This is a genomic window from Streptomyces sp. NC-S4, assembly GCF_054353315.1.
Genome location: NZ_CM135937.1, coordinates 5,055,389 through 5,078,317, shown reverse-complemented (window position 1 = coordinate 5,078,317; position 22,929 = coordinate 5,055,389). Strand labels below are relative to the sequence as shown.

The following is a 22,929-nucleotide window of genomic DNA, read 5'->3' as shown; positions in this document are numbered from 1 at the left end:
TTATCCCCCGTTCACAGCACCCCGGCCACCCCATGGCATCAGCGGGTCGCACTTGACAGGGTGTGGCACATGACCATGAGCCATGCCGTACCCGACAACGATCGACCTCCCCCCGTACGCGCCGTCTTCAGCGCCGTGACGTGGAAGGAGATCGCCTATCTCGTGAGCAACCTGCCGTTGGCGATCGTCGGTTTTGTTTACGCGGTTGTCATGGTTTCCACGGCCGGCGGTCTTTCCGTGACCGCGGTCGGAATTCCCCTGCTCGCGTGCGGTCTGTATCTGTCTCGGCAATTGGGACGGCTGGACCGGGCGCGCGCCCGCGGGCTGCTGGGCGTACGGGTGGACGAGCCGACCCCGATCCCCGGTCCGAAGCGGTCCGGCGGATTCTTCCCCTGGCTGTGGACGAGCATCAAGGACCCGGTCGGCTGGCGCACGGTGCTGTACCAGCTGATCCGGCTGCCGTGGGGAGTACTCACCTTCACGGTAGCGCTGACCGGTCTGTTCGTGCTGTGGCCGGTGCTGCCGTATCTGGTGCGGCTGATGGCGAACGTGGACCGGGCGATGGTACGGGGGCTGCTGTCGCCCTCCGACGACCTGGAGCGGCGGATCGCGGAGCTGGAATCCGACCGGGGCGTGGTGGTCGACACGGCGGCGGCCGACCTGCGGCGCATCGAGCGGGACCTGCACGACGGGGCGCAGGCCCGGCTGGTGGCGCTGGCGATGGGACTGGGCCTGGCGAAGGAGAAGCTGCTGGAGGACCCGGAGGGCGCGGCGGCGATGGTCGACGAGGCGCACGGGGAGGTCAAGCTCGCCCTTCAGGAGCTGCGGGACCTCGCACGGGGGATCCACCCGGCGGTGCTGACGGACCGGGGGCTGGACGCGGCGCTGTCGTCGGTGGCGGCGCGGTGCGTGGTGCCGGTGAAGGTGGCGGTGGACCTGCCGGCGGATCCGCCGGCGGCGCGGCCGGCTGAGGCGATCGAGGGGATCGCCTACTTCGTGGTGTCCGAGCTGCTGCAGAACGTGAGCAAGCACGCGGGGCCGGGGGCGCGGGGCGCGACGGTGGAGGTGTGGCGGGCGGGGGCCAGGCTGATGATCCGGGTGTCGGACGACGGCCGGGGCGGCGCGAGTCCCTCCGGGGGGAGTGGGCTGGCGGGGCTCGCGGAGCGGTTGGGCGCGGTGGACGGGGTGCTGGTGGTGGATTCGCCCGCAGGGGCGGGGACGGTGGTCACGGCCGAGCTGCCGTGGCGGGACCGGGGGTAGGCCCCCGGGCCCCCTTGGCCCCGGGCCGACTTGATCGGTACCTGAATGGGACTCCCGTCCGGGGTTGGGCGGGGGTCCCGTCCGTGTTCCGGCGCGCCGCCGTTTCCCGGAGCTCCCGCCCCGGACCCCGCGCCTCAAACGCCGGCGGGGCTGGGTTCGGCGGGGGCCGGGGTGGGGTTAACCCCCCGGTGGAGATGCCGACCCGCCGCATGGTCGGGGGCTGGGCGGGGCGGCAGGGTGGGGGTGTCACGGAGGACCGGAAGGGCGGGGCGGGATCATGGGCAACGGCACAGGCACGGGCGGCGGGATCGGCGCGGTGCTGCGGGCTCCGGTCGCGGGGCGGACCTGGCGGGAGTTCGGATACCTGCTGATCGGGCTGCCGCTGAGCACGCTGTACTTCTCCCTCGTCATCACCGGCGTGAGCCTCGGCGCCGGGCTGCTCGTCACCTTCCTCGGCGTCCCGGTGCTGGCCGGCGTGCTCGCCATGAGCCGCGGCTTCGGGCACGTGGAGCGGGCCCGGGTGCGCGCGCTGCTCGGGGCGGACATCGCCGCCCCCGAGCCGATCCGGGGGAAGAAGCCCGGCCCGCTGGCCGCCATGGGTGCGCTGCTCAAGAGCGGGAGCGCCTGGCGCCACGCGCTGTATTCGGTCATCCACTTCCCGTGGGCGGTGTTCTCCTTCTGCCTGTCCCTGACGCTCTGGGCGTGCGGGTGGGCGTACCTGCTGTACCCGCTCTGGTTCTGGGTCTTCCCGGCCTACACCGACCAGCCCGGTCTGCAGCTCTTCCAGAACGACGACTACGCCTTCTACCTCGACTCGCCCGCCAGGATCGCCCTCACGAGCCTCATCGGGCTGGCCGTCACCCTCACCGCCCCGTGGGTGATCCGGGCCCTGACCACCGTCGACCGGGTCATGGTCGGCGGGCTGCTCGGGGCCTCCGGCCTGGCCACCCGCGTCAGTGAGCTGGAGTCCGACCGCGGGGTGGTCGTGGACACGGCGGCGGCCGACCTGCGGCGCATCGAGCGGGACCTGCACGACGGGGCGCAGGCCCGGCTGGTGGCGCTGGCGATGGATCTGGGGCTGGCGAAGGAGAAGCTGGCCGAGGATCCGCGGGCCGCCGCCCGGATGGTGGACGAGGCGCACGGCGAGGTGAAGATCGCCCTCCAGGAGCTGCGCGACCTGGCCCGCGGGATCCACCCGGCCGTGCTGACGGACCGGGGGCTGGACGCGGCGCTGTCGTCGGTGGCCTCGCGGTGCGCGGTGCCGGTACGGGTGGCCGTGGATCTGCCGGCCCGGCCCGCGGCGGCGATCGAGGGGATCGCGTACTTCACGGTCTCGGAGCTGTTGCAGAACGTCAGCAAGCACGCGCTGGCCCGGTCGGCCTCGGTGGATGTGTGGAAGTCGGGGGAACGGCTGCTGATCCAGGTCGCGGACGACGGCCGGGGCGGGGCCGTGCCGCGGGAGGGGACGGGGCTGGCGGGGCTGACCGAGCGGCTGGACGCCGTGGACGGGGTGCTGGTCGTCGACTCCCCCGCCGGGGGCGGGACGACGGTCACCGCCGAGCTGCCCTGGCGCCCCTAGGCCGGCTCATTCGGCTCCTGCCGGGCCCGCGACACCCGGCAGGAGCCGAGAGGGACGACCCTGCCGGCGGAAAAGCCGTCGGGCGAAGGGCCGGGCCGGATGGCCCGGCCCTTCGCAACTCCCAACCCTCCGCAACTCCCGGCGCGCGCGGCGCCCGTTTGCGGTATGCGACCTTCCAGTACGCGAAAACTCCCCCCGTACGGCGACGTGTTGCTCCGGCTCTGCCTTCACGGGGACCCGAGGCTGGGATGCTTGGCTGAGTCGGGTAGTGCGTGAACGAGTGGACGCGGGAGCTGCAGAGTCGTGGAAGACAGGGTGCGGGTGGTCATCGCCGAGGATTCAGTGCTGCTGCGTGAGGGCCTGACCCGGTTGCTGACCGACCGGGGGCATGACGTCGTGGCGGGCGTCGGGGACGCGGAAGCCCTGATCAAGACGGTCGCGGACCTGGCGGCCGAGGGGGCGCTGCCGGATGTGGTGGTGGCGGACGTGCGGATGCCGCCGACCCACACCGACGAGGGCGTACGGGCGGCGGTGCGGCTGCGCCGCGACCACCCCGGGATAGGCGTGCTCGTGCTGTCCCAGTACGTGGAGGAGCAGTACGCCACCGAGCTGCTGGCCGGTTCCAGCACCGGGGTGGGGTATCTGCTCAAGGACCGGGTGGCCGAGGTGCGCGAGTTCCTGGACGCGGTGGTGCGGGTGGCCCGGGGCGGTACGGCCCTGGACCCCGAGGTCGTCGCCCAGCTGCTCGGTCGCAGCCGGAAGCAGGACGTACTGGCGGGCCTGACCCCGCGCGAGCGCGAGGTGCTCGGGCTGATGGCCGAGGGCCGGACGAATTCCGCCGTGGCGAAGCAGCTGGTCGTGAGCGACGGAGCGGTGGAGAAGCACGTCAGCAACATCTTCATGAAACTGGGCCTTTCGCCGAGTGACGGGGATCACCGGCGAGTACTGGCCGTTCTCACCTATCTGAAATCTTGATCGACTGACACTCTGTCAGATATGGCATACCGGCAGGGCCGTCTCGAGGGGCGGTCCTACGGTCCAGAATGTGACCGCTCCTGGGGGCCTTGATCCCTACCGTCGTAGGGTGGGTCCCGGGGGGTCACGCCTCGAAGGAGGTCCAGTTCAGTGACCAGCCAGGTCAGCAGCCCAGCCGAGCAGGCCGACGGGGCCGGGGGTGCGGTTGTCGGTGGACAGCGCACCCCGGAGAGTCCGGGCGGCAAGGAAGTGCGCCGCCTCGATCGTGTGATCATCCGATTCGCGGGTGACTCCGGTGACGGTATGCAGCTCACCGGTGACCGCTTCACCTCGGAAACGGCGTCCTTCGGGAACGACCTGTCGACGCTGCCGAACTTCCCCGCCGAGATCCGCGCCCCTGCCGGAACCCTCCCGGGCGTCTCCTCCTTCCAGCTCCACTTCGCCGACCACGACATCCTCACTCCGGGCGATGCCCCGAACGTGCTGGTGGCGATGAATCCGGCGGCCCTGAAGGCGAACATCGCGGACCTGCCGCGCGGCGCGGAGATCATCATCAATACGGATGAGTTCACCAAGCGCCCCATGGCCAAGGTCGGCTATGCCACCTCGCCGCTGGAGGACGGCTCCCTCGACGCCTACAGCCTGCACCCGGTCCCGCTGACCACCCTGACGGTCGAGGCGCTGAAGGAGTTCGGCCTCTCGCGCAAGGAGGCCGAGCGCAGCAAGAACATGTTCGCGCTGGGCCTGCTGTCGTGGATGTACCACCGGCCCACCGAGGGCACCGAGAACTTCCTGCGGCAGAAGTTCGCGAAGAAGCCCGAGATCGCCGAGGCGAACGTCGTCGCCTTCCGGGCCGGCTGGAACTTCGGGGAGACCACCGAGGACTTCGCGGTCTCCTACGAGGTCGCCCCCGCCACCCGCGCCTTCCCCACCGGCACCTACCGCAACATCTCCGGGAACCTGGCGCTCTCCTACGGTCTCGTCGCCGCGAGCCAGCAGGCCGATCTGCCCCTCTACCTGGGCTCCTACCCGATCACCCCGGCCTCGGACATCCTGCACGAGCTGTCGAAGCACAAGAACTTCGGCGTGCGGACCTTCCAGGCCGAGGACGAGATCGCCGGCATCGGCGCGGCGCTCGGTGCGGCCTTCGGCGGCGCGCTCGGGGTGACCACCACCTCCGGGCCCGGTGTGGCGCTCAAGTCGGAGGCGATCGGCCTCGCGGTGTCGCTGGAGCTGCCGCTGCTGATCGTGGACATCCAGCGCGGCGGCCCCTCCACCGGGCTGCCGACCAAGACGGAGCAGGCGGACCTCCTCCAGGCCATGTTCGGCCGCAACGGCGAGGCCCCCGTCCCGATCGTGGCGCCGCGGACCCCCGCGGACTGCTTCGACGCGGCCCTCGACGCGGCCCGGATCGCGCTCACCTACCGGACCCCGGTCTTCCTGCTCTCCGACGGCTACCTCGCCAACGGTTCCGAGCCCTGGCGGGTGCCGGAGGTGGCCGACCTGCCCGACCTGAAGGTCAAGTTCGCCACCGGCGCGAACCACACCCTGGCCGACGGCACCGAGGTGTTCTGGCCGTACAAGCGGGATCCGGAGACCCTCGCGCGGCCCTGGGCCATCCCCGGCACCCCCGGTCTCGAACACCGCATCGGCGGTATCGAGAAGCAGGACGGCAGCGGCAACATCTCCTACGACCCGGCCAACCACGACCTCATGGTCCGCACCCGCCAGGCCAAGGTCGACGGCATCCGGGTACCCGACCTCGACGTCGACGACCCGGACGGAGCCACCACCCTGGTCCTGGGCTGGGGTTCCACCTACGGCCCCATCACCGCGGCCGTCCGCCGGCTGCGCAGCGCCGGACTCCCCATCGCCCAGGCCCACCTGCGCCACATCAACCCCTTCCCCAGGAATCTGGGCGGGGTGCTGGAGCGTTACGAGAAGGTAGTGGTGCCGGAGATGAACCTCGGGCAGCTCGCCACCCTGATCCGGGCGAAATACCTGGTCGACGCCCAGTCGTACAACCAGGTCAACGGAATGCCGTTCAAGGCGGAGCAGCTCGCCACGGTTCTCAAGGAGGCCATCGATGACTGAGGTGACCGAGGCGACCGACGGGGCGCGGACGCTGCTCTCGCTGGTACCCAAGGCCGAGAGCAAGCAGTCGATGAAGGACTTCAAGTCGGACCAGGAGGTCCGCTGGTGCCCCGGTTGCGGTGACTACGCCGTGCTGGCCGCGGTTCAGGGTTTCATGCCCGAACTGGGCCTGGCGAAGGAGAACATCGTCTTCGTCTCGGGCATCGGCTGCTCCTCCCGCTTCCCGTACTACATGAACACCTACGGGATGCACTCGATCCACGGCCGCGCCCCGGCCATCGCCACCGGCCTCGCCACCTCCCGCCGCGACCTGTCCGTCTGGGTCGTCACCGGCGACGGCGACGCGCTGTCCATCGGCGGCAACCACCTCATCCACGCCCTCCGGCGCAACGTCAACCTCAAGATCCTCCTCTTCAACAACCGGATCTACGGGCTGACCAAGGGCCAGTACTCCCCGACCTCCGAGCTCGGCAAGATCACCAAGTCGACGCCGATGGGTTCGCTGGACGCGCCCTTCAACCCGGTGTCGCTGGCGATCGGGGCCGAGGCCTCCTTCGTGGCCCGCACGGTCGACTCCGACCGCAAACACCTCACCGAGGTACTGCGCCAGGCGGCCGACCACCAGGGCACGGCGCTCGTGGAGATCTACCAGAACTGCAACATCTTCAACGACGGCGCCTTCGAGGTCCTCAAGGACAAGGACCAGGCCCTGGAAGCCGTGATCCGGCTGGAGGACGGGCAGCCGATCCGCTTCGGCGCGGACGGCGCGAAGGGTGTCGTACGCAACCCGGCCACCGGGGATCTGGAGGTCGTGGACGTCACCGCGGCCAACGAGGCGCGGATCCTGGTGCACGACGCGCGGAACGCCAGCGCCACCACGGCGTTCGCGCTCTCCCGCCTCGCCGACCCCCACACGCTGCACCACACTCCGATCGGGGTGTTCCGCAGCGTGGAGCGGCCCGTCTACGACACCCTCATGGCCGACCAGCTCGACGCGGCGATCGACCGCAGCGGCAAGGGGGACCTGGGGGCGCTGCTGACCGGCAACGACACCTGGACCGTCGTCGGCTGACGTCCTCGGCCGGCCGGCCGGCTCCGACGACTCGGCCTCCGGGAAGCCCGGACCCCCTGGGGGTCCGGGCTTCGGTGTGTGTACGCGACCCCCGCCCACGACACACTCTCCCCCACGCAGCACTTTCTAAAAGTTAGCGCTTACCGTAGGCTGCTGTGGTCGCCCAACGAGGAGAGCAGTCATGAGCATCGTCGTCACCGCAGCCACCGGAGCCCTCGGCCGTCTCGTCGTCGAGGAACTGCTGGAACGGGTTCCCGCCGACCGCGTCGCCGTCGTCGTACGCAACGAGGAGAAGGCCGCCGACCTGGCGGCACGCGGGATCGAGGTGCGCGTCGCCGACTACGACGACCCGGCCGCCCTGGCCGTCGCCTTCCGGCCCGGCGACCGCGTGCTGCTGATCTCCGGCAACGAGATCGGGCGGCGCGTCGCCCAGCACACCGCCGTGATCGACGCCGCGAAGGCCGCGGGCGTGGCGCAGCTGGCCTACACCGGCATACTCGGCGGCCCCGAGGCGGACTTCGAGCTGGCCGCCGAGCACACCGCCACCGAAGGGGCCGTCCTCGCCTCCGGGCTCCCGTACACCTTCCTGCGCAACGGCTGGTACCACGAGAACTACACCCGCGAGCTGCCGACCGCCCTCGGGCACGGGGCGGTCGTGGGCAGCGCGGGCGAGGGCCGGGTCGCCTCGGCGGCACGCGCCGACTACGCGGCCGCCGCGGCCGTGGTGCTCACCGGCGAGGGGCACCTGAACGAGATCTACGAGCTCTCCGGCGACACCGCGTGGAGCCTCGCGGAGTACGCGGCCGAGGTGTCGGCGCAGAGCGGCAAGGAGATCGCGTACGCCGAGGTCCCGGCCGAGGAGCACCTGAGGATCCTGACGGGCGCCGGGGTCCCCGAGGGCTTCGCGGCGATCATCGTCGACGTGGACGCGGCGATCGCGCGCGGCCGGCTGGCGGGCACCGGCGGAGACCTGGCCCGGCTGATCGGGCGGCCCACGACCCCGGTCGCCGCGGCGATCGGCGCCGCGCTGGCCTGAAACGGGCGGCTCCCGGCGGGCGCGCCGCCACGGCCACGGAGGGTGTCATGAGTATCTCTCGATTACGGGCATGACATCCGGGCCGGACGGCGATACCGTCGTGAAGTTGGCTGGAAGTCGCACAGGAGGCCCCGTGAAGGCACAGAACGAGCAGCGCGCGGGTTTGCTCTACGGATTCGGCGCTTACGGGATGTGGGGGCTGGTCCCCCTCTTCTGGCCGCTCCTGATGCCTGCCGGGGCCGTCGAGATCCTCGCCCACCGCATGACGTGGTCCCTGGCCGTGGTCGGGCTGGCCCTGCTCGCGGTGCGCCGCTGGGGCTGGATACGCGAGCTGCTGCGGCAGCCGCGCAAGCTGGGCCTGACCGCGCTGGCCGCGTCGGTGATCAGCGTCAACTGGGGCCTGTACATCTGGTCGGTCAACAACGGCCACGTCGTCGAGTCGAGCCTCGGCTACTTCATCAACCCGCTGGTCAGCATCGCGATGGGCGTGCTGGTCCTGGGTGAGCGGCTGCGCCGCGCCCAGTGGGTGGCCGTCGGCATCAGCTTCGTCGCCGTACTCGTGCTCGCCATCGGCTACGGGCGGCCGCCGTGGATCTCACTGGTCCTGGCCTGCTCCTTCGCGACGTACGGCCTGATCAAGAAGAAGCTCAACATGGGCGGGCTGGAGTCGCTGGCCGCCGAGACGGCCATGCTGTTCCTGCCGGCCCTCGGCTACCTGCTGTGGCTGGGCGCGCAGGGACAGTCCAGCTTCACCTCGCAGGGCGTCGGCCACGCGCTGCTGCTGGCCGCGACCGGCCTGGTCACGGCGATCCCGCTGGTGTTCTTCGGGGCGGCCGCCATCCGGGTCCCGCTGTCCACCCTCGGACTGCTCCAGTACATGGCCCCGGTCTTCCAGTTCGGGCTCGGTGTCCTGTACTTCCACGAGGCCATGCCGCCCGAGCGCTGGGCCGGCTTCTCCCTGGTGTGGGCCGCGCTGGCCCTCCTGACCTGGGACGCGCTGCGTACGGCGCGACGCTCCCGCGCCCGGCTGGAGGCGGCTCCCGCGGTCGTCCCGGCGCCGGCGCGCGAACCCGCGTAACGACCGCCCGCAGGGCCCGCCACAGCGAACGCTCCGCCCCCACGATCCCCGGTACGGACCACCCGTACCGGGGATCGTCCGTTTTCCGAACTGCCCTGACCGAATTGTGGTCTTGACGGACAGTCATACTCTCGCTGAACATCAGGCTCGCACTGACGCACTAACGCTCACCCGCTCTTTCCCCACTCGTTCCGTCATATCCCCGCGGAATCCCGGAGCCCCCACATGAGCCTGTCCGTCTCCCGGCGCCTTGCTGCCGTGACCGCGTTCGCGGTCGCCGGCCTGTTCGCCTCCGCCGTCCCCGCCGCTCTCGCCGCCCCCACGGCGGTCGCCGCGGCGCCGACACCGCCCGACATACCGCTGGCCAACGTCAAGGCCCACCTGTCGCAGCTCTCGACCATCGCCGCCAACAACGGCGGCAACCGCGCCCACGGCAGGGCCGGCTACAAGGCCTCGATCGACTACGTGAAGGGCAAGCTCGACGCGGCCGGCTTCACGACCACCCTGCAGACCTTCACCTCCAGCGGCGCCACCGGCTACAACCTGATCGCCGACTGGCCGGGCGGCGACCCGAACTCGGTCCTGATGGCCGGCTCGCACCTGGACTCGGTGACCGCGGGTGCGGGCATCAACGACAACGGCTCCGGCAGCGCGGCCGTACTGGAGACGGCCCTCGCCGTCTCCCGGGCCGGTCTGCAGCCCACCAAGCACCTGCGTTTCGGCTGGTGGGGCGCGGAGGAGCTGGGCCTGATCGGCTCGAAGTACTACGTCAACAACCTGCCGGCGGCCGAAAAGGCGAAGATCTCCGGCTACCTGAACTTCGACATGATCGGCTCGCCGAACCCGGGCTACTTCGTCTACGACGACGACCCGACGATCGAGCAGACCTTCAAGAACTACTACGCCGGCCTCGGCATCCCCACCGAGATCGAGACCGAGGGCGACGGCCGCTCCGACCACGCCCCCTTCAAGAGCGCGGGCATCCCCGTCGGCGGCCTGTTCTCCGGCGCCGACTACACCAAGACGGCGGCGCAGGCGCAGAAGTGGGGCGGCACCTCCGGTCAGGCCTTCGACCGCTGCTACCACTCCTCCTGCGACAGCCTGACGAACATCAACGACACCGCCCTGGACCGCAACTCCGACGCCGTCGCCTACGCGATCTGGACGCTCGGGGCGGCCACTCCGGTCCCGCCGGGCCCGTCCTTCGAGAACACGGCGGACGTCAACATCCCGGACTCCCCCGCGGCGGCCGTGTCCTCGCCGATCACGGTCTCCGGTGTGACGGGCAACGCCCCCGCGACCAGCAAGGTCGACGTGAACATCGTCCACACCTACCGCGGTGACCTGGTGGTCGACCTGGTCGCCCCCGACGGCACCGTCTACAACCTGCACAACCGCACCGGCGGCAGCGCCGACAACCTCGTCCAGACCTACACCGTCAACGCCTCCAGCGAGGCCGCCAACGGTGTCTGGAACCTCCGGGTCAAGGACACGGCGGCGCAGGACGTCGGCTACATCAACAGCTGGAAGATCACTTTCTAGGCCTTCCGCCCCCGCCCGGCTCTCAGGCGTCCTCGGCACGGGACCGCGAGGACGCCTGGAGCGGCCCCTGGATACGGGCGCGCAGCTCCTCGGCCACGGCCGCGATGTCCGCGCGGCCCAGCTTCGCCGCCTCCACCAGGTCGCCGAGCTCCTCCGGCGAGGGCAGCTGCTCCGCCCCGGCCACCCGCAGGTACGAGCGGGTGGCCGCGGCCGCGTAGAACTCGTTCATCGGGGATTCCAGCGCGGGGCACACCGCGAGGGTGTGCAAAAACGCGGCGGCCCGCCACGCGGTGTCCGGGGCGGGCTGTTCGGGCACCAGGACGAGGTCGTTCTGGTGCCGGGCGACCGCGGCGGCCACCCCGGAGGGATCCCACACGGCGGGATCGGACGGGAGATGGTGGGCCAGAGCCGTCCAGGCCCACTCCATGGTGATCTTCAATTGCCGAACCGCTGCTGGAAGTAGCTCCAGTGGTCGGCGAACTCCTCGATGCCGGAGAGGAAGTTCTTCCGGTCCTCGTCGAGTTCGCGCTCGGTGACCTCGGTGATCAGCGCGGTGACCGTCGTCCCCAGTGCCGCCGCACGCGCCTTCAGGCGTTCGTGGAACTCTTCGTCCAGGCGGATGGTGACGTGTCTCGACATGTCCAACACCGTACAGCGGGTGTGCTGTACGGGGAGCGGGAATGCCGCAAGGGTGGGCAGGGACACAGTCCCGGCCCACCCCCGCGGCTGCCCGTGAGCCCGTCGGCTACTTGTTGGCGTCGGCCGCCTTGACCAGCGCGTCCTTGGTGACCGCGCCGACGTAGACCTTGCCGTCGTCCGTGATCAGGGCGTTGACCAGGCGGGTCGACAGGACGCGGCCCTCACCGAACTTCCCGGAGACCTTGTCCCCGAGGGCATTGAGGAACTGCTTGGCCTCCTTCGGGGCGTTCTTGTCGTTCTCCAGGTCCTTCAGGCCGCGGCCCGCGCCGCTGTCGATCCGGGCGATGGTCGACCAGCCCTCGCCGAGCACCTTCACGTCGCCCTTGCCGTCCGCGCCACCGGCCAGACCGCCGAGGCCCGGGAAGGACTCCAGCGCCTTCCAGTGCTCGTCCGCGCCGCCCTTGCCCTTGCCCTCCCCGTCCACGCCCTCGGTCAGCTTCGCGCCCTTGGGCGCGGTGAAGGAGAAGGTGTCCGCGGCCGGCTTGGCGAAGTCGACCTTGGTGAAGCCGGCGTCCACGATCGGCTTGCCGCCCTGGGCGGACAGCAGCTGCACGCGCAGCGGCACGCCGTTCTTGGCGTCCACCGCGATCTGGACCGAGCCGACCGTGGAGCCGGACTGCTTGGGCTTCAGCACCAGCTGGTAGGCGTCCCGGCCGGCCACCTGCGCGGTGTCGCCCACGCTGACGTCCGTGGTGGGGCCGGCGGCCTTCAGGATCTCCTCGGCCAGCTTCTGCGGCGAGGCGGCCAGCCGGTCGCCGGTCTTGTGCTCCTTGCCGCCGTCCTTGGCCTTGCCCTGGCCGCCCTCGGCGTTCTTCTCGTGGAAGACCTCGTTGGACTTGGAGTCGTAGCCCCACACGTCGTCGCCGTTGTGGATGAGGCTGTACTCGTCCTTGCCGTCGAGGAAGGTCAGCCGCTGGCGGTCCGGGCCGTCGGCCGCGACGCGCAGGGTGTGGCTGCCGTTCGCCAGCTGGGCGACCTTGTCCTCCGGGTTGGCGGAGCCGCCCGCGATGCCGCCGCCGCCGAGCAGCCCGCTCGCGATCGTCGGCAGCCCGAGGTCGGTGGTGATGCGGGCGGTGCCGGACAGCTGCTGCACGTCCGAGGCCGCGACCTTCTCGATCAGCTGCTGCGCCGTCACCTTCGGCAGGTCGGGCCCGTCGGCGTTGGCGAAGGCCGGGACCATCGCAACGGTCGCCGCGGCCACGCCCGCCACCGCTACCGGTACGGCGTACCGGGCGGCCTTGCGGGAAGTCTTGGTGTTCGGTGCCATGTCAGTGCCCTGCCCTCTGTGTCGACTGCGGTGACCACCGTGTCGCCGCGCTCACCCGATCTGGTGGGGTTGGATGACTCCATCTGACCAAATCCGCGGCCCCGGGGCGTCAGTCCCCGGACGCAACTGCGCGTACGCCCGTGGGATGACATGGAAAGGGCCCCTCCTCCCCCGACCCGTAGGGGTCGCCGGGGCGGAAGGGCCCGTTCCGCAGTCGTGGCCGTCACCCGGCGCGGTGCACCACCGCGTCGCAGAGCTCTTCGAGCGCCGACTTGGCGAAGCAGTCCGGCAGCGGGGCCAGCATGGCCCGCGCGTCCTCCGCGTACTGGACGGTGTCGCGGCGGGCCCGCTCCAGGGCGGGGTGCGCGCGCAGCCGGGTGAGCACCTCGGCGTGGCGGGCGTCGTCCGTCAGGTCGCCGTCCAGGAGCTGTACGAGCTCCAGGTCCGCCGGGTCGCCGCCCTGGGCCGCCATCTCGCGCAGCCGCAGCACGGGCAGCGTCGGGATGCCCTCGCGCAGGTCGGTGCCCGGGGTCTTGCCGGACTCGTGCGCGTCGGAGGCGATGTCGAGGACGTCGTCGGCGAGCTGGAAGGCGGTGCCGAGGCGCTCGCCGTACTGGGTCAGGATGTCGACGACCGACTCGTCGGCACCGGACATGAGCGCGCCGAAGCGGCCGGAGACCGCGATCAGCGAGCCGGTCTTGCCGGCGATGACGTCGAGGTAGTGGGCGACGGGGTCGCGGCCGTCGCGCGGGCCGGCCGTCTCCAGGATCTGGCCCGTCACCAGCCGTTCGAAGGCCTCGGCCTGGATGCGTACGGCCTCCGGCCCGAGGTCGGCCAGGATGTGCGAGGCGCGGGCGAACAGGAAGTCACCCGTGAGGACGGCCACCGAGTTGCCCCAGCGGGCGTTGGCGCTCTCCACCCCGCGGCGGACGTCCGCCTCGTCCATGACGTCGTCGTGGTAGAGCGTCGCGAGGTGCGTGAGCTCGACCACGACGGCGGACGGCACGATGCCGGGCGCGTAGGGATCACCGAAACGGGACGCGAGCATCACCAGCAGCGGCCGGAAGCGCTTGCCTCCGGCCCGGACCAGGTGCTGTGCGGCCTCGGTGATGAAGGGGACTTCGCTCTTGGTGGCTTCCAGCAGACCCGCCTCGACGGCGGCCAGTCCGGCCTGGACATCGGTCTCAAGAGCCTGGTCCCGCACGCTCAGTCCGAACGGCCCGACGACGGTCACGAGGGGTACTCCTGTCTGCTGACGATCACGCTGACGATCACATGGATTGTCGATGTGTCGCTGCCATCACTCAAGCCAGCGTATCGGGTCTGTTTTCGATCACCGAGAGCGCCTTCCCGGCCACCGCCCCGACACCACCCGCGCACTGTCCGATGAGCACCGGTATGTTCTTGATAAGCCGAAACAACCGGAGATTGCGTTTTGCCCAGAACTGCGACCGACAAGGACGAGCCCGCGGATCCGGCCGCCGACCGGCCGCCGCCGCCCCCGCGCACCGCCGCCTCCGTCCCGGCGGCCCACGGAACCATGGTCCACCTCGTCCCCGTCGCCGGCGGACGGCTCGCCGACCGCATCCCCGGTTCCTCGGGCGCGTCGGCCGCCACCGAGCCCGCGCCGCGGGCCTTCGACGGCAAGACGACGGCGCCGTGGCCGCGGCGCACGATGCACCCCGTCCGCTGAGGCCGGGTCCGAGGCGATACGTCCGAGGCGATCGGAGGCTGGGAGCAGATGATCATCCGTACCGACTTCCCGTACGGCACCACCCACGAGGATGTCCGGATCCCGCTGCCCGACGGTGTCGAGCTGTACGCCCGGATCTGGCGCCCGGTGACGGACGAGCCGGTTCCGGCGCTGCTGGAGTACCTCCCGTACCGGCTCACCGACTGGACCGCGCCGCGCGACCGGCAGCGCCACCCCTGGTACGCCGGGCACGGCTATGCCTCCGTACGGGTGGACGTGCGCGGGCACGGCTGCAGCGGCGGCCTGCCCGGCGACGAGTACGACGCCCGCGAACTGGCCGACGGCGTGGCGGTGGTGGAGTGGCTGGCGGCGCAGCCGTGGTGCACGGGGTCGGTGGGGATGTTCGGGATCTCGTGGGGCGGGTTCAACTCCCTCCAGATCGCGGCGCTGGCCCCGGAACCGCTGAAGGCGGTCGTCACCGTCTGTTCGACGGACGACCGGTACGACAACGACGTGCACTACATGGGCGGCTCGGTGCTCGCCGTGGACATGCACGCGTGGGCGGCGACCATGCTGGCCTTCACCTCCCGGCCGCCGGACCCGCAGTTCGTCGGCGACGACTGGCGCCGGCAGTGGCTGGAGCGGCTGGAGGCCGTGGAGCCGCTGATCCACACCTGGCTCTCCCACCAGACGCGCGACGCCTACTGGCGCCACGGCAGCGTCTGCGAGGACTATCCGGCCGTCGGCGCGGCCGTGCTCGCCGTCGGCGGCTGGCACGACCCGTACCGGGACACCGTGCTGCGGCTGGTCGAACACCTGCCGTCCGCCCGCGTGCGGGGCCTGATCGGCCCCTGGTCGCACCAGTACCCGGACCGCGGCCTGCCGCCGGGACCGGCCATCGGCTTCCTCCAGGAGACCCTGCGCTGGTGGGACCACTGGCTGAAGGGCGCGGACAACGGGGTGATGGAGGAGCCGCTGCTGCGCAGCTGGATCAGCGACTCGCACCCGCCCGCGACCGTGTACGAGGAGCTGCCGGGCCGCTGGGTCGGCGAGAAGTCCTGGCCGTCGGCGTCCGTCATCCCCGTCCCGTACGTGTTCCAGGGCGCGCCGGTGGAGGTCGCCTCCCCGCAGCACACCGGGCTGGACGCGGGCCGGTTCTTCCCCTTCGGCAACGACGCCGACCTGCCGCCGGACCAGCGGGAGGAGGACGCGAAGTCGGCCTGCTTCGAGTTCCCGGTGGGGCGCGAGGAGCCGCTGGAGATCCTGGGACGGCCGTCGGTGACCCTGCGGCTGCGGCTCGACGTGCCGTACGGGCAGGTGGTCGCCCGGCTGTGCGACGTGGCCCCGGACGGCTCCTCGACGCTGGTCACGCGGGGCGCGCTGAACCTCTCCGCCCGCCGGGGCCGCGACCGGGCGCTGCCCTGGCCGGTGGGCGCGTACGAGGACGTCTCCTTCGAGCTGAACGGCATCGGCCACGCCTTCGCGCCGGGGCACCGGATCCGGCTCGCCGTGTCCTCCGCGTACTGGCCGTGGATCTGGCCGCGGGCCGGGTCCGAGGCCGGCTGGACCCTGGACCCGGCGGGCAGCGCACTGACCCTGCCGGTGCGGGCGGGCTCGGCGGCGGACGGCGGGATCGTCTTCGAGGCCCCGGAGCAGGCGGAGCCGCTGGGTGTGGTCTTCCCGGGGACGCTGGACGAACCGCGCCCGGAACGGCTGGTCGTACGGGACGTCGCGCGCGGGACGTGGCGGCTGGAGGTGGACCCGCGGTACGGGGGCACCCGGGTGTACCCGGACGGCCTGGAGTACGAGGAGGACGCGCAGGAGGTGTACGAGATCCAGGACGCGGACGCGCTCTCGGCGCGGACGCGGTCTCGGTGGCGGATCCGGCTGCACCGGCCGGAACTGGGCTGGGACGCGAGGGTGGAGACCCGGTCGGAGATCCGTTGCGACGAGGGCGGTTTTTTGACGTCGAACGAGGTGGTGTGCCGGGAGGGGGACGAGGTGGTCTTCCACCGGACGTGGGAACGCCGGCTGCCGCGCGCGGCGGGCTGAGCGAAGCCGCCCCGGCGCGCGCCCCCGGGGCCCGGAACGCCGGCGGGGCCGGGACCGGCCGAGCCCCCGGGACCGGCGGTCAGCCGAAGAGCCGTTCCAGGACCACCGCGATGCCGTCCGCGTCGTTCGAGAGGGTGACCTCGTCGGCGACGGCCACCAGTTCGCGGTGCGCGTTCGCCATCGCCACCCCGTGGGCCGCCCACGCGAACATCGGGATGTCGTTCGGCATGTCCCCGAAGGCGATCGTCCCGGACGGGCTGACGCCGAGGACGTCCGCCGCCCGCGCGAGCCCGCTGGCCTTGTCGATGCCCGGCGGCTGGAGTTCCACCGTGTGCTCGCCCGCCATGGTGACGTTCACCAGGTGGCCGACCACCGACCGCGCCACTTCCGTCAGCTCGTCGTCGCCGAGCTCCGGGTGCTGGAGCAGCACCTTGTTGATCGGCGCCGTCCACAGGTCGCAGCGCCGCGGGACGCGGACCGTCGGCAGGTGGGGGTGCCACATCCGGTAGCCCGGCCCTATCAGCATCTCCGCGTCCAGGCCCTCCTGGTTGACCGCCGCGTAGACCTCGCCAACCTCCGCCTCGATCTTGCCGAGGGCCACCTCGGCCAGCTCCCGGTCCATGGAGACGGAGTGCAGCAGGCGCCCGCGCGCCGCGTCGTACACCTGCGCGCCCTGCCCGCACACCGCGAGCCCCGTGTAACCGAGCCCGTCGAGGACGTGTCGGACCTGGGGAACGGGGCGTCCGGTGACGATGATGTGCTGGGCGCCGGCCGCACGCGCTGTCGCGAGCGCTTCGTACGAGCGGGCGGAGACGGTGTCCCCGGCTTGTAGCAGAGTCCCGTCCAGGTCTGTGGCGATCAAGACGTAGGGAAGAGCCGGAGGCGGAGCGGAAGTCACGGCGCCTAGGATACGGACCCCTTTGGACAAGTCCTACAAATAGAGCCCGAATCCGGCCTCCCCCACGCCCCATCCGCCACTCTGGCCCGCTCCCGCGTCGAGCGGGACAGGGAAGGGGCAGGGAAGTGCACAACCCCGACGGTAGAGCCCTCGATCGCCCGCACGCACCAAAAGATCAGATATGACCGGAACTGTGGATACCTGACCACAGCAGTCGTACAGGGATGTGTTTCATCTCCGACCGGGTACCCGCGCGTTCCCGCGGGATCCTGAGTAGCGTGTCCCGCACCGTGTCTACCGGGACACCCCCGGACCGCGTCGAAAGCGAGGCAGTACCCCATGCCCCAGCAGAGCCCCCTCGATGTCCCCGAGGGCGACCCGTTCGGGCCGCACAACCTCCCCTACGGCGTCTTCTCGACCGCCGCGGACGACCGGCGACGGGTCGGCGTGCGCATCGGCGGATTCGTCCTCGACGCGGGGGCGGCCGCGGCCGCGCTCGGCTCCCCGTACGCGGACCTGCTCGGACGGGACTCCCTCAACCCGCTGCTGGGCGCCGGCCACACCGCCTGGCGCGACGTGCGCCGCGCGCTGACCGCCTGGGTGACCGACCCCGGCCACCGCCCCGCCGTCGAGCCGCACCTGGTGCCGCTCGACGAGGTCACCCTGCACCTGCCGTACGAGGTCGCCGACTACGTCGACTTCTACGCGAGCGAGCACCACGCCACCAACGTCGGGAAGATGTTCCGCCCGGACGGCGACGCGCTGACGCCCAACTGGAAGCACCTGCCCATCGGCTACCACGGCCGCTCCGGCACGATCGTGGTCTCCGGCACCGACGTCGTGCGCCCCAGTGGCCAGCGCAAGGCGCCCACCGACCCGGCGCCCGTCTTCGGCCCCTCCGTCAAGCTCGACATCGAGGCCGAGGTCGGCTTCGTCGTCGGCACCCCCTCCGAGATGGGCCGCCCGGTGGCACTGGGCGACTTCGAGGAGCACGTCTTCGGGCTGTTCCTGCTCAACGACTGGTCGGCACGCGACATCCAGGCCTGGGAGTACGTGCCGCTGGGCCCCTTCCTCGGCAAGTCCTTCGCCACCTCCGTCTCGGCCTGGGTCACCCCGCTGGAGGCCCTCGACGCCGCCCGTGTCGCCCCGCCCGCCCGGGACTTCCCGCTCCAGCCCTACCTGGACGACAGCGACGTCGACCGCCCGGGCGGCTTCGACCTGCGCATCACCGTCTCCATCAACGGGCAGGAGGTGGCGCAGCCGCCCTTCGCCACCATGTACTGGACGGCCGCCCAGCAACTCGCCCACATGACCGTCAACGGCGCCTCCCTGCGCACCGGCGACGTCTTCGGCTCCGGCACCGTCAGCGGTCCCGAGGTCGGCCAGCGCGGTTCGCTGCTGGAGCTCACCTGGAACGGCCGCGACGCCATCGAGCTCACCGACGGCAAGCGCACCTTCCTGGAGGACGGGGACACCGTCACCCTCACCGCGTGGGCCCCCGGCACGGACGGCACGCGCGTCGGCCTCGGCGAGGTCACCGGCCGCATCGTGGGCTCGCGCTAGTCGGGCACCGGCGGCACACACGTTCGGCGGGGTGACGGAAGGATCCGTCACCCCGCCGAGCCATGTGACCCTCACGCGGCGTCAGGCGGCGGTATCCGCCCCCCGTTCGGGGGTCCGCAGCGTGCGGGGCCCGCGGGGCGCCGGGATGGTGGGACGAAAGCCCGTCGACGGCAGGAGTCCCCATGTCCCCCGATGTCCGCAAGGCCGCCCTCGTGATCACCGCCGCCGTGTCGCTGGGCCTGACCGCCGTGGTCCCGGCGCACGGAGTGGAGGGGCCCGCGCCCGATCCGCGGAACGAGCAGGCCATGCGGGACATGGCGACGGCGATCGCGGCGACGGCCAAGTACGCGGACGAGCGGGAAGCCCTCAAGGACGGATACGTCCCCCACGGCCAGGAGTGCATGACCAACCCGTTCGGGGTGGGCGCCATGAACTACCACTACGTCAAGCAGGCCAACTGGGGTTCGAAGGACCCCGCCAGGCCGACCGCGCTCCTCTACAGCAGGGACAAGGACCGCAACGGGCGTCGCCGGCTGGAGACCGTGGAGTGGATGTCCACCGACCGGGACCAGGACCTGAAGACCGCCGACGACCGGCCGAGCATGTTCGGACTGCCCTTCGACGGCCCGATGCCCGGCCACTGGAAGGGCATGCCCAAGCACTACGACCTCCACATGTGGGCGTACAAGAAGAACCCGGCCGGCCGCTTCCACAACTGGAACCCGGCGCTGACCTGCCCGATCAAGGCCCCCACCCCGGGCAAGCCCGCCGCCCACGCGCACGGCCACTAGTCCGCCCCGCCCCGCGTCCCGGGCAACGCGACAGGGCCCGGCTCCCCCCGAGGGGGCCGGGCCCTGTCGCGTGCGGCGGACCGGTCAGCGGACGAAGGTGCTCGCCTGTCCCGCCAGGTCCAGGAAGTACTGCGGGGCGAGACCCAGGACGAGGGTGACGGCGACGCCCACCGCGATGGTGGTCATCGTCAGCGGCGAGGGAACCGCCACCGTCGGGCCGTCGGCCTTCGGCTCGCTGAAGAACATCAGGACGATCACCCGGATGTAGAAGAACGCGGCGATCGCGGACGAGAGCACACCGATCACGACCAGCACCCCGGCGCCGCTCTCCGCCGCCGCGCTGAACACGGCGAACTTGCCCGTGAAGCCGGAGGTGAGCGGGATGCCCGCGAAGGCGAGCAGGAACACCGCGAAGACGGCCGCCGTCAGCGGCGAACGCCGGCCGAGACCCGCCCACTTGGACAGGTGGGTGGCCTCGCCGCCCGCGTCCCGCACCAGCGTGACCACCGCGAAGGCGCCGATCGTCACGAAGGAGTAGGCACCCAGGTAGAAGAGGACGGACTGGACGCCCTGCGCCGAGGTCGCGATCACACCGGCCAGGATGAAGCCCGCGTGCGCGATCGAGGAGTAGGCGAGCAGCCGCTTGACGTCCGTCTGGGTCACGGCGATCACCGCACCCGCGAGCATGGTGACGATGGCCACCGCCCACATCACCGGACGCCAGTCCCAGCGCAGCCCCGGCAGGACCACGTAGAGGAGGCGCAGGAGGGCGCCGAAGGCGGCCACCTTGGTCGCCGCCGCCATGAAACCGGTGACCGGGGTCGGGGCGCCCTGGTAGACGTCCGGGGTCCACATGTGGAAGGGGACCGCGCCGACCTTGAAGAGCAGGCCCATCATGATCAGCGCGCCGCCGATCAGCAGCAGCGCGTCATTGCCCATGGTGGAGGCCAGCGTCGGGTCGATCTTCGCGACCGTGCCGTCGACCACGTCGGCGATCGCCGCGTACGAGACCGAGCCCGCGTACCCGTAGAGCAGTGCGATGCCGAAGAGGAGGAAGGCGGAGGAGAAGGCGCCCAGGAGGAAGTACTTCACCGCGGCCTCCTGCGACATCAGCCGCTGGCGGCGGGCAACGGCGCAGAGCAGGTACAGCGGGAGGGAGAACACTTCGAGGGCGATGAACAGCGTCAGCAGGTCGTTGGCCGCCGGGAAGATCAGCATGCCGGCGATCGCGAACAGGGCCAGCGGGAAGACCTCGGTGGTGGTGAAGCCCGCCTTGACGGCGGCCTTCTCGCTGTCGCTGCCCGGTACGGACGCCGCCTGGGCGGCGAAGGAGTCCACCCGGTTGCCGTGCGCCGCGGGGTCCAGGCGCCGCTCGGCGAAGGTGAAGACCGCCACGACCGAGGCCAGCAGGATGGTGCCCTGGAGGAAGAGCGCCGGGCCGTCCACGGCGATGGCGCCCATCGCGGCGATGTGCGCCTTGCCGGACCCGTACCCGCCGGCCGCGAGGCCGACGACCGCGGCGAAGGCCGAGGCCAGCGCGGCGAAGGCGAGGAACACCTGGACGTAGTAACGGGACTTGCGGGGCACGAAGGCCTCGACGAGGATCCCGAGCACCGCCGCGCCCACCACGATCAGCGTGGGCGCGAGCTGTGCGTACTCGATGGTCGGTGCCGGGATCCGTTCGGCCGGTGCCTCGGCCGCCAGTGTCCACAGGCTGTGGGCGGAAGTCAGCGCGCTCACTTCGCCACCTCCCCGTTCTTCGCTTCGACGTCGACCTCGGGCTGCGGGTCCGTCTGCTTCACGTCCGACATGGTGTGCTCCACCGCCGGGTTGACGATGTCGGTGAGCACCTTCGGGTAGACGCCCAGCCCGATCAGCAGGGCGATCAGCGGGGCGACCACCAGGACTTCCCGCAGGCGCAGGTCCGGCATGGTGCGGACCTCCTCCTTCACGGGGCCGGTCATCGTGCGCTGGTAGAGCACCAGGGTGTAGAGCGCGGCGAGCACGATGCCGGTGGTGGCGATGATGCCGACGACCGGGTACCGGGCGAACGTGCCGACCAGGACCAGGAACTCACTGACGAAGGGCGCGAGGCCCGGCAGCGAGAGGGTGGCGAGGCCGCCGATCAGGAAGGTTCCGGCGAGGACCGGGGCCACCTTCTGGACACCGCCGTAGTCGGCGATGAGCCGCGAGCCGCGCCGCGAGATCAGGAAGCCGGCCACCAGCATCAGCGCCGCCGTCGACAGGCCGTGGTTGACCATGTAGAGGGTGGCGCCGGACTGGCCCTGGGAGGTCATCGCGAAGATGCCCAGGATGATGAAGCCGAAGTGCGAGATCGAGGCGTAGGCGACCAGCCGCTTGATGTCCCGCTGGCCGACCGCGACCAGCGCGCCGTAGACGATGCTGATCAGTGCCAGTACGAGGATCACCGGCGTGGCCCACTTGCTGGCGTCGGGGAAGAGCCCGAGGCAGAAGCGGAGCATCGCGAAGGTGCCGACCTTGTCGACGACCGCGGTGATCAGCACGGCGACCGGGGCGGTGGACTCGCCCATCGCGTTCGGCAGCCAGGTGTGCAGCGGCCACAGCGGGGCCTTGACCGCGAAGGCGAAGAAGAAGCCGAGGAACAGCAGCCGCTCGGTGTTGGCCGACATGTCGAGCGTGCCCGCGGCGCGGGCGGCGGTGATCTCCTGGAGGGAGAAGTTACCGGCGACCACGTAGAGGCCGATGACGGCCGCCAGCATGATCAGGCCGCCGACCAGGTTGTAGAGGAGGAACTTGACCGCCGCGTAACTGCGCTGCGCGGCCGCGTTCTCGTCGGACCCGGTGTGTGCCCGGTCCCCGAAGCCGCCGATGAGGAAGTACATCGGGATGAGCATGGCTTCGAAGAAGATGTAGAAGAGGAAGACGTCGGTGGCCTCGAAGGAGATGATCACCATCGCCTCGACCATGAGGATCAGGGCGAAGAAGCCCTGGGTCGGCCGCCAGCGCTTGGAGCTGGTTTCCAGCGGGTCGGCGACGTGCCAGCCGGCCGCGATCACGAAGGGGATCAGGAGCGCGGTGAGTCCGATGAGGACCACCCCGATCCCGTCCACGCCCAGCTCGTAGCGGACGCCGAAGTCGGCGATCCAGGGCCGGGATTCGGTGAGCTGGTAGCGGTCACCGGTCGGGTCGAAACGGATGGCGACGAGCACGGCCAGGGCCAGTGTCGCCAGGGAGAAGAGCAGCGCGAGCCACTTGGCGGCGGTCCTGCGGGCGGCCGGTACGGCCGCCGTGAGGATCGCGCCGACCGCGGGGACCGCGGCCGTCACCGTCAGAAGCGGGAAACTCATC

At 71.2% G+C, this 22,929-nt stretch carries 19 protein-coding genes; 12 read left to right on the top strand and 7 right to left on the bottom strand.

What is annotated here, in order from left to right; genetic code table 11:
- Positions 1-69: 69 nt before the first annotated feature.
- The 8 genes from ACXNSR_RS22850 (at position 70) to ACXNSR_RS22815 (ending at position 10,636) form a co-directional block, all read left to right on the top strand.
- Positions 70-1,260, top strand: coding sequence for a sensor histidine kinase (locus ACXNSR_RS22850; RefSeq protein ID WP_458637382.1), 1,191 nt, complete (start codon positions 70-72; stop codon positions 1,258-1,260).
- 277 nt (positions 1,261-1,537) lie between these two features.
- Positions 1,538-2,839: a sensor histidine kinase gene (locus ACXNSR_RS22845; protein ID WP_458637381.1), complete on the top strand. Its 1,302-nt coding sequence runs from the start codon at positions 1,538-1,540 to the stop codon at positions 2,837-2,839.
- A 315-nt stretch (positions 2,840-3,154) separates the two neighbouring features.
- On the top strand, positions 3,155-3,814 hold the full coding sequence (locus tag ACXNSR_RS22840; protein WP_150262025.1) for a response regulator transcription factor: 660 nt from the start codon (positions 3,155-3,157) through the stop codon (positions 3,812-3,814).
- 150 nt (positions 3,815-3,964) lie between these two features.
- A complete protein-coding gene (locus ACXNSR_RS22835) occupies positions 3,965-5,908 on the top strand; it encodes a 2-oxoacid:acceptor oxidoreductase subunit alpha (protein WP_458637380.1) in 1,944 nt (647 codons plus the stop codon).
- Entirely contained in the window at positions 5,901-6,980 is a 1,080-nt protein-coding gene (locus ACXNSR_RS22830; protein WP_458637379.1) for a 2-oxoacid:ferredoxin oxidoreductase subunit beta, read from the top strand. The genes ACXNSR_RS22835 and ACXNSR_RS22830 overlap by 8 nt, the downstream gene beginning before the upstream one ends.
- A gap of 181 nt (positions 6,981-7,161) precedes the next feature.
- A complete protein-coding gene (locus tag ACXNSR_RS22825; RefSeq protein ID WP_458637378.1) occupies positions 7,162-8,016 on the top strand; it encodes an SDR family oxidoreductase in 855 nt (284 codons plus the stop codon).
- Positions 8,017-8,149: 133 nt separating this feature from the next.
- Positions 8,150-9,094 carry an EamA family transporter RarD gene (gene rarD, locus ACXNSR_RS22820; RefSeq protein ID WP_458637377.1) on the top strand — a complete coding sequence of 315 codons (945 nt, stop codon included), beginning with the start codon at positions 8,150-8,152 and terminating at the stop codon, positions 9,092-9,094.
- Positions 9,095-9,319: 225 nt separating this feature from the next.
- The gene (locus ACXNSR_RS22815) at positions 9,320-10,636 is read left to right on the top strand and encodes a M28 family metallopeptidase (RefSeq protein ID WP_458637376.1); all 1,317 of its coding nucleotides are present in this window, start codon (positions 9,320-9,322) and stop codon (positions 10,634-10,636) included.
- 22 nt (positions 10,637-10,658) lie between these two features.
- Here ACXNSR_RS22815 and ACXNSR_RS22810 read toward each other — a convergent pair whose 3' ends face one another.
- The 4 genes from ACXNSR_RS22810 to ACXNSR_RS22795 form a co-directional block, all read right to left on the bottom strand.
- Complete coding sequence (locus ACXNSR_RS22810) at positions 10,659-11,075, bottom strand: hypothetical protein (RefSeq protein ID WP_458637375.1); 417 nt, start codon at positions 11,073-11,075, stop codon at positions 10,659-10,661.
- On the bottom strand, positions 11,072-11,275 hold the full coding sequence (locus ACXNSR_RS22805; protein ID WP_234314053.1) for a ribbon-helix-helix domain-containing protein: 204 nt from the start codon (positions 11,273-11,275) through the stop codon (positions 11,072-11,074). Before ACXNSR_RS22805 ends, ACXNSR_RS22810 begins: the two co-directional genes overlap by 4 nt.
- A 106-nt stretch (positions 11,276-11,381) precedes the next feature.
- Complete coding sequence (locus ACXNSR_RS22800) at positions 11,382-12,602, bottom strand: LolA family protein (RefSeq protein ID WP_458637374.1); 1,221 nt, start codon at positions 12,600-12,602, stop codon at positions 11,382-11,384.
- A 223-nt stretch (positions 12,603-12,825) separates the two neighbouring features.
- The gene (locus tag ACXNSR_RS22795) at positions 12,826-13,836 is read right to left on the bottom strand and encodes a polyprenyl synthetase family protein (protein WP_458637373.1); all 1,011 of its coding nucleotides are present in this window, start codon (positions 13,834-13,836) and stop codon (positions 12,826-12,828) included.
- A 201-nt stretch (positions 13,837-14,037) separates the two neighbouring features.
- On the opposite strand from ACXNSR_RS22795, the gene ACXNSR_RS22790 reads away from it, so the two are divergent.
- Both ACXNSR_RS22790 and ACXNSR_RS22785 read left to right on the top strand, forming a co-directional pair.
- Positions 14,038-14,295 (top strand): hypothetical protein, encoded by a 258-nt coding sequence (locus tag ACXNSR_RS22790; RefSeq protein ID WP_458643585.1) that lies wholly within the window; start codon positions 14,038-14,040, stop codon positions 14,293-14,295.
- Positions 14,296-14,343: 48 nt separating this feature from the next.
- The gene (locus tag ACXNSR_RS22785; RefSeq protein ID WP_458637372.1) at positions 14,344-16,347 is read left to right on the top strand and encodes a CocE/NonD family hydrolase; all 2,004 of its coding nucleotides are present in this window, start codon (positions 14,344-14,346) and stop codon (positions 16,345-16,347) included.
- 79 nt (positions 16,348-16,426) lie between these two features.
- On the opposite strand, the gene ACXNSR_RS22780 is transcribed toward ACXNSR_RS22785, so the two are convergent.
- Entirely contained in the window at positions 16,427-17,245 is an 819-nt protein-coding gene (locus tag ACXNSR_RS22780; RefSeq protein ID WP_458637371.1) for an HAD family hydrolase, read from the bottom strand.
- A 339-nt stretch (positions 17,246-17,584) separates the two neighbouring features.
- Here ACXNSR_RS22780 and fahA point away from each other — a divergent pair, with 339 nt between their 5' ends.
- Both fahA and ACXNSR_RS22770 read left to right on the top strand, forming a co-directional pair.
- The gene (fahA, locus tag ACXNSR_RS22775; protein WP_458637370.1) at positions 17,585-18,808 is read left to right on the top strand and encodes a fumarylacetoacetase; all 1,224 of its coding nucleotides are present in this window, start codon (positions 17,585-17,587) and stop codon (positions 18,806-18,808) included.
- A gap of 182 nt (positions 18,809-18,990) precedes the next feature.
- Positions 18,991-19,599: a hypothetical protein gene (locus ACXNSR_RS22770; RefSeq protein WP_458637369.1), complete on the top strand. Its 609-nt coding sequence runs from the start codon at positions 18,991-18,993 to the stop codon at positions 19,597-19,599.
- Between the two features lie 84 nt (positions 19,600-19,683).
- Here ACXNSR_RS22770 and nuoN read toward each other — a convergent pair whose 3' ends face one another.
- Positions 19,684-21,339 (bottom strand): NADH-quinone oxidoreductase subunit NuoN, encoded by a 1,656-nt coding sequence (gene nuoN, locus ACXNSR_RS22765; RefSeq protein WP_458637368.1) that lies wholly within the window; start codon positions 21,337-21,339, stop codon positions 19,684-19,686.
- The gene (locus tag ACXNSR_RS22760; protein WP_458637367.1) at positions 21,336-22,928 is read right to left on the bottom strand and encodes an NADH-quinone oxidoreductase subunit M; all 1,593 of its coding nucleotides are present in this window, start codon (positions 22,926-22,928) and stop codon (positions 21,336-21,338) included. Before ACXNSR_RS22760 ends, nuoN begins: the two co-directional genes overlap by 4 nt.
- Position 22,929 lies beyond the last annotated feature (1 nt).